Raw genomic sequence first — 6,499 nt, forward strand, 5'->3', positions numbered from 1 at the left:
CCATCCCGGTCGCGCCCGGGCATTCCTCCTCATACGCTCCGAAATGTGACCTCATCCTTGATACGGGGCCGGCCGCGGCGGGGCGGCTCGCACATACGGGCGCGGGTGGTGCACGCGCTGGTGGGCGGGCTGATCGGGGTGGCGTGGCTGGTGTTGCCCGCGGTGACGGTCCTGGGCGGGGGTGCGGTCGCGGGCGGGGCGGACCGGCCTGTGGCCGGTGCGGTGGCCCAGAGGGAGGGCGAGGGGACCTCGGACTTCGATCTGGTGCTGCCGGTGCTGGCGGTCGTCGCGGCGGCGGTGGTCGGCGGGTACGGGTTCCTGCGGCGCAGGCGGCGGGCGCGGGGGCGTACGACACCCGGTGCAGCGCCGGTTGAGGCCACCGGGCCACCCGCCGGGAAACTCGACGAGCGGGCCCGGGCGCTGCTGGTCGAGGCGGACGACTGGGTGCGGGTCAGTACGGAGGAGCTCGGGTTCGTCGCGGAGAAGGTCGAGGACGCCGAGCTGGTCGAGCCCTTCGCCCGGGCCCTGCGGGAGGCCCGGGCCGAGTTGGCGGTCGCCTTTCGGATGCGGTGGCAGTACGAGGGCGGGGTGCCGGAGGAGGACGCGGCGCGGCAGCACGCGCTCGCCGGGATCGTCGGTCGGTGCGAGGAGGCGGGGCGGCTGCTGGACGCGCAGGCCGCCGCGTTCGACCAGGTACGGGGGTTGGAGGAGGGCCTGGGCGGAGGGCTGGGGCGGGCCCTGGCCGTCGCGGAGGTCCGGTTCCGGGAACTGACCGGCCGTACCGGACGTGCCGGCGCGGCGCTCCGGGAGCTCGGCGAGCGGTACGCCCCGTCGGCCACCACCGCCGTCGCGGGCCATGTCGAGCAGGCCAAGGACCGGCTCGTCTTCGCCACCACCCGCCTCAACCAGGCCCGCCAGGCCGCCGACTCGGGCGACCACGAGCGGGCGGCGGGCCGGCTGCGTGCCGCCGAGGGGGCGATCAGCCAGGCCGCCGTCTTCATCGACGGCGTGGAACGCCTCGCCGACGTCCTCGCCAGGGCCGCGACGATGGTGCCGGCCGCGCTGACCGGCGGCGAGGCGGAGATCGCCGGCGCGCGGGGTTCACCGCCCGGCGCCGGAGCCCCGTCGTACTCGTCCATACCGCCCGGCGAGCTGCGCGCCCGTGTCACCCACGCGGACCTCGCCCTGGCCGGCGTACGCGAGGAGCTGACCTCGGGGCGGCCGTACGACCCCCTGGACCTGCTGCGCCGGATCGTACGGACCGTCTCGCCCGTCGCCGCGGGGCGGGCCGGGGTGCTTCCGGCCGCCGCGCGGCTGTGCGCCCGTGCCGCGGTGGCCGGCACGGACGACGTGGTCGCGACCCACCGGGCCGCGGTGGGCAGCGAGCCCCGCACCCACCTGGCCGAGGCCCGCCGCCTGCTCGCTCCCCCGGCCCCCCTCGCCGACCTCCTGTCCGCCGACACGCTCGCCCGACAGGCCCAGGACCTGGCCGAACAGAACATCCGCCTGCACGGCCACCCCACGGCCACCCCCGCCGAAACCACCCACGGCCTCACCGGCGCCCTCCTGGGCGGCATCCAGCCAACCACCGGCTCCCCGGCAAGCTACGGCGGCCCACACACCCGGCACCGCCGCGGAGGCACGCCGGACACCTGAGCACGACAACCACACGGCCCCCGGGGAGAAGCCGTCCAACAGACCGACGGACCGTGGCCCCGAAGTCCCCCCGACGGCCTCCTGCCGGGCGACACCCACGATCAAGCACCCACCACACAACCCCACCAAAGCCACCGCACCCGACACGGAAACCCGGCCCCGCACACCAGTGACCACGCGGAACCGACCCCGACGGCCTCCTGCCAGGCAGCACCCACGATCAAGCACCCACCACACAACCCCACCAAAGCCACCGCACCCGACACGGAAACCCGGCCCCGCGGACCAGTGACCGCGCGGAGCCGGCCCCGGCGGTCTCCTGCCGGGCGACGCCCGCAGGCGAGGCCTCACCGCACGAACCCGCGGGCGCCGACGGTGAGATGGCCCCACCTGGGCCACCCGCACCCGGCGACGAGAGCCGCACGGGTCGTGCGGGTGGGAAACGATCCGGTCGAAGGCGAAGCCGAGGCCGGGCGTCAGAAGAGGCTCAGCAACGCCTCCGCAGGGTCCGCCAGCGGGTTCTCACCGTCCGGCAGCGGCAGTTCGAACCACACCGTCTTGCCGCGCGGCGTCCGACGGGAGCCCCACGCCGCGCTGAGCAGCCCGACCAGTTGCAGCCCCCGGCCGCCCTCGTCCGTGTCCCGGGCTCGACGCCGACGCGGCTGGACCAACCCCGAGTCCCAGACCTCGCACACCAGCGTGCGGTCCAGCAGCAACCGCAGCCGAATCTCGCCCTCGCCGTACCGCAGCGCGTTCGTGACCAGCTCGCTGACCAACAGCTCCGTGGTGTCGACCAGCGGCTCCATGTCCCAGGACAGCAGCTGTCCGCGGGCGTACTCCCGGGCGCGCCCCACACTGCGCGGCTCCCGCGGCAGCGTCCAGTCGCCGACCGACTCGGCGGGCAACCCCTGGACGCGCGCCATCAGCAACGCGATGTCGTCCTCGCCGTGGTGGCTGTCGAGGGTGTTGAGGACGTGGTCGCAGACGTCCTCCAGCGGGCGTGTGGGGTCGGTGAGCGCCCCGACGAACGCCTGGAGGCCCTCGTCCAGGGGATGGTCGCGGGACTCGACCAGGCCGTCCGTGTAGAGCGCCAGCAGCGCGCCCTCCGGCAGTTCGACCTCCACCTCCTCGAAGGGCTCCCCGCCCACGCCCAGTGGCATCCCCGGCGGCACGTCGAGCATCAGCGCGGCCTCGCCGGGTTCGACGAGGACCGGCGGCAGATGACCGGCGTTCGCGAAGGTGCAGCGGCGCGTGACGGAGTCGTAGACCGCGTACACGCAGGTCGCGAGGTACACCTCGGACAGGTCCGCCTCCCGGGGCCGGCGGGCCGCGCGGGTGGCCTGCTGGACACCGCCGGGGGCGCCGAGACCGCGCGCGATCTCGTCCAGCGCCGAGAGGACCTCGGCCGGTTCGAGGTCCAGCAGCGCCAGCGTTCGTACGGCCGAACGAAGTTCGCCCATCGCCACGGCCGCGCGCAGCCCACGGCCCATGACGTCCCCGACGACCAACGCCGTGCGGTGGCCGGGGAGTTCTATGACGTCGAACCAGTCGCCGCCCACCTCGCTGGGTCGGTCGGAGGAGGAGTTGCCCGGCAGATAGCGGCAGGCGATGTCGAGGCCCGACGCGACCGGGTCCCCGGGCGGCAGCAGGGACCGTTGCAGTATCAGTGCCCGCTCGTGCTCGCGCCGGTAGAGACGGGCGTTGTCGATGCAGACCGCCGCCCGCGCCGCCAGCTCGACCGCGAGATTGCGGTCCCGGTCGCCGAACGGCTCGCTGCCCTTCGTCCGGGCGAACTGGGCGAGTCCTACGACGGTGTCGTGGGCGACCATCGGCACCGCGAGCGTGGACTGGACGAGGCCACCCTCCTCGCCGGGCACGTACTGCGGCCGGGCCGTGCGCAGGGCGTCCGCGCAGGGCGAGTTGAACGGGTAGTGGTGGACGGCGCCGACCGCGACGGGCACGCCGCCGCCGACGAAGGGCGCGTCGGAGACGGCGCTGGAGAAGGCGACGCGGCGTAGTTCCGCGCTGCCGTCGGCGAGGCCGGGCGGGGTCTCGTCGCCGGCCAGCAGCCCCTGGTAGAGGTCGACCGTGGCCAGGTCGCAGAAGCCGGGGACGACGACGTCGAGGAGTTCGCGAGCGGTTGTCTCCAGGTCGAGGGAGTTGCCGATGCGGGCGCCGGCCTCGTTCAGCAGGGCGAGATTGCGCCGGGCGGCGGCGGCCTCGCGGGCGGCTGCGCGGCGCGCGGTGATGTCGATCCCGAGCCAGGCGATGCCGATGGGGCGGCCGCTTCCGCTGTGCACCCGGTAGAGGTTGACGGACCAGTGGCGGCGCTCGTCGGAGCCGGGCAGAAAGCCGGTGACATGCATGTCGGTGATGGAGTCGCCGCTGTCCAGGACGCGGCGCAGGGTCGCCGCGACCCGGTCGGCCTCGGGGCGCGGCAGATAGTCGTGGACGCCTCGGCCGCGATGGTCGTCGGGGGTGCCGCCGAAGAGGGAGGCGAACCGGTGGTTGACGCGGCGCACCCGCAGATCGGGGTCGATCAGCAGGAAACCGAACGGAGATTGACCGAATATCGACTGCGAGGCGGCGAGGTCGGTCTCCATCCGACGGAGCGTGCGGACGTCGACGACGATACAGACGGCGGCCTTCTCGCCCTCCTCGGTCCGCGTCGGCATGACGTACACCTCGGCGAGACCGTCCTGGCCGCGCCGTCCGTCCACGTCGTCCGGCGCACGGAAGGGGACCACACCGGTCCACTCCCGTCCGTCCAGGATCTCGGCCATCTTGCGCTGCCCCTGCTCGCGCAGGTCGGGGTCGATGAACGCCTCGATGGGGTCCATGCCGACGGCACGCCGGGCCGGGATGCCGAACAACTGCTCGGCGCGCAGGCTCCACTGGTCGACCAGACCGTCGGGGCCGATGGAGAAGGACGCGACCTTGATGTAGTCGTAGATCGAGCCGGGCGGACTGCTCTGCCAGACGGGGTCGCCGGGGCGGGGCTCGTCGGAGGCGAAGCCGGGGTCGCGGGGAGCGGGGGGTTCCTGTGCGCCCTGTGCGACGGCTTGCGAGTCCTGTGTGTCGTGAGAGGCACGTGTGCCCCGGGAGGTGAGGTGGGAGGCCTGGGTGTCGTCGGAGGCCTGTGGGTCGTGGGCCCGCTCTCCCGCGGCCCTCGCCCTCGCGCCGTCCGACGGGTCCTCGGACTCCGTGGCCTTCGCTGGTATCTCGCTCACGCGAACCGTCCCCTCCAGCTCACCGCGCCCGGCACCGGTCACCGGGGGCGGCTGCCCGCAGTATCCAGCACTACGGCCCCGCACAACACGGTGTTCACGATCACAGCACGTTCCCGATGGTTTTCGGTCCCGGCACCGGAAACACTTCCAGTCTTCTAACCAGCTGACACACAGTCGAATCACGCGGTTCGACAACTGCCACTGGCCTGAACCAGTCGCTCGACAGGGCGGGGGTGGGCGTACACCGCCTGTACCGCCACGGTCACCGCGGGACCGCGAGTTCGAACCACACCGTCTTGCCCGTGTTGCGGCCCGGCCGGGTTCCCCAGCGGCGCGAGGAGTGCGCCACGAGCTGGAGTCCGCGGCCGCTCTCGTCCTCGAGGTGGGGGGCACGTTCGCGCGGGGGATCCGGGAGGGGGTCGGAGACCTCGACCAGGAGGACGCCGTCGAGGTCGGCGGGGCGTACCAGACGTACTCCGATGGGGCCCGTGGCGTGCCGCAGGGAGTTGGTCACCAGCTCGCTGACCAGCAGCGCCGTGAGGTCGGCGAGGCTGTCCAGATCCCAGTCCCGCAGCCGGCCGCGCACGGCGGCACGGGCCGCGCGCACCGCGCCCGCCTCCGCGGGAAAGGTCCACTCGGCGCAGCCGCCATCAGTGTCGATCACACCGATCACTTCCCAGGCCAGCGGGTTCGCCCATGTCCGGTTTCGCAGGGTTAGTGACCACATACCCGATATTCGGGGGGCGGTACCGCGCGCAAGGTATGCGAACGGGTAGGAATTCGGGAAGTTTCCTCAGGAACGAAGCCGCTCGGCCACTTCCTGGACCGCCGGGACGTCCGGGTCCAGCCAGTCGACGTCCCAGAGTTCCCCGGCGCCGAGCCAGCGCAGGGCGTCGTGGTCCTGGAGGGGCTCGGGGGCCCCGGAGCCGGGGAGCAGACGCGTCGTCCACACCTGCAAGACGTAAGGGGGTTTCAGGGGCCACGTCCCCGGCAGGCGCTCGATCACCTCGGCGTCCACGCCGAGTTCCTCCCGCAGCTCCCGCACGAGCGCCACCTCGGGCGCCTCGCCGGGCTCGACCTTGCCACCGGGCAACTCCCAGCGCCCTGCCAGTTCCTCGGGCGCACTTCGCCGCGCCGCGAGCAGGCGGCCCGCCTCCAACAACGCGGCCCCGACCACGATCCGTTCCGTCATGCGCCGGAGCCTAGGCGCTCCGCTTGTAACGCCGGAACACACCGCCCTTCGACTGCGGCGCCGTCGCGGCCGAGCGCACAGTTCCCCGCGCCCCTTCAGGACGCGCCGGAGCCCAGACGCTCCGCTCGGAACGCCGGAACACACCGGCCCTTCGGCCGCGACACCGTCACGGCCGAGCGCACAGTTCCCCGCGCCCCTTCAGGACGCGCCGGAGCCCAGGCGCTCCCCTCGGAACGCCAGGACACACCAGCCCTTCGACTGCGACGCCCTCGCGGCCGAGCGCACAGTTCCCCGCGCCCCTTCAGGACGCGCCGGAGCCCAGACGCTCCCCTCGGAACGCCAGGACACACCAGCCCTTCGACTGCGACGCCGTCACGGCCGAGCGCACAGTTCCCCGCGCCCCTTCAGGACGCGCCGGAGC

Annotated in this window: 4 protein-coding genes; 1 reads left to right on the forward strand and 3 read right to left on the reverse strand. The window is 73.5% G+C overall.

What is annotated here, in order from left to right; translation table 11 throughout:
• Positions 1 to 45 precede the first annotated feature (45 nt).
• On the forward strand, positions 46 to 1,656 hold the full coding sequence (locus tag KUM44_RS40720; RefSeq protein ID WP_308402830.1) for a hypothetical protein: 1,611 nt from the start codon (positions 46 to 48) through the stop codon (positions 1,654 to 1,656).
• A 476-nt stretch (positions 1,657 to 2,132) separates the two neighbouring features.
• Here the strand turns inward: KUM44_RS40720 and KUM44_RS40725 are convergent, their stop codons facing one another.
• The 3 genes from KUM44_RS40725 to KUM44_RS40735 form a co-directional block, all read right to left on the reverse strand.
• The gene (locus tag KUM44_RS40725; protein ID WP_308402831.1) at positions 2,133 to 4,886 is read right to left on the reverse strand and encodes a SpoIIE family protein phosphatase; all 2,754 of its coding nucleotides are present in this window, start codon (positions 4,884 to 4,886) and stop codon (positions 2,133 to 2,135) included.
• Between the two features lie 262 nt (positions 4,887 to 5,148).
• Positions 5,149 to 5,613 carry an ATP-binding protein gene (locus KUM44_RS40730; protein ID WP_217214807.1) on the reverse strand — a complete coding sequence of 155 codons (465 nt, stop codon included), beginning with the start codon at positions 5,611 to 5,613 and terminating at the stop codon, positions 5,149 to 5,151.
• A gap of 66 nt (positions 5,614 to 5,679) precedes the next feature.
• Positions 5,680 to 6,078: a (deoxy)nucleoside triphosphate pyrophosphohydrolase gene (locus KUM44_RS40735; RefSeq protein ID WP_217214808.1), complete on the reverse strand. Its 399-nt coding sequence runs from the start codon at positions 6,076 to 6,078 to the stop codon at positions 5,680 to 5,682.
• Positions 6,079 to 6,499: the final 421 nt, after the last annotated feature.

The organism is Streptomyces sp. AC550_RSS872 (assembly GCF_019049285.1).
In the GTDB taxonomy this organism is placed as follows: Bacteria; Actinomycetota; Actinomycetes; order Streptomycetales; family Streptomycetaceae; genus Streptomyces.

Coding starts and splice junctions, on each gene's coding strand:
- KUM44_RS40730 (WP_217214807.1), bottom strand. CDS start 5,613: ATGTGGTCACTAACCCTGCGAAACCGGACATGGGCGAACCCGCTGGCC.
- KUM44_RS40735 (WP_217214808.1), bottom strand. CDS start 6,078: ATGACGGAACGGATCGTGGTCGGGGCCGCGTTGTTGGAGGCGGGCCGC.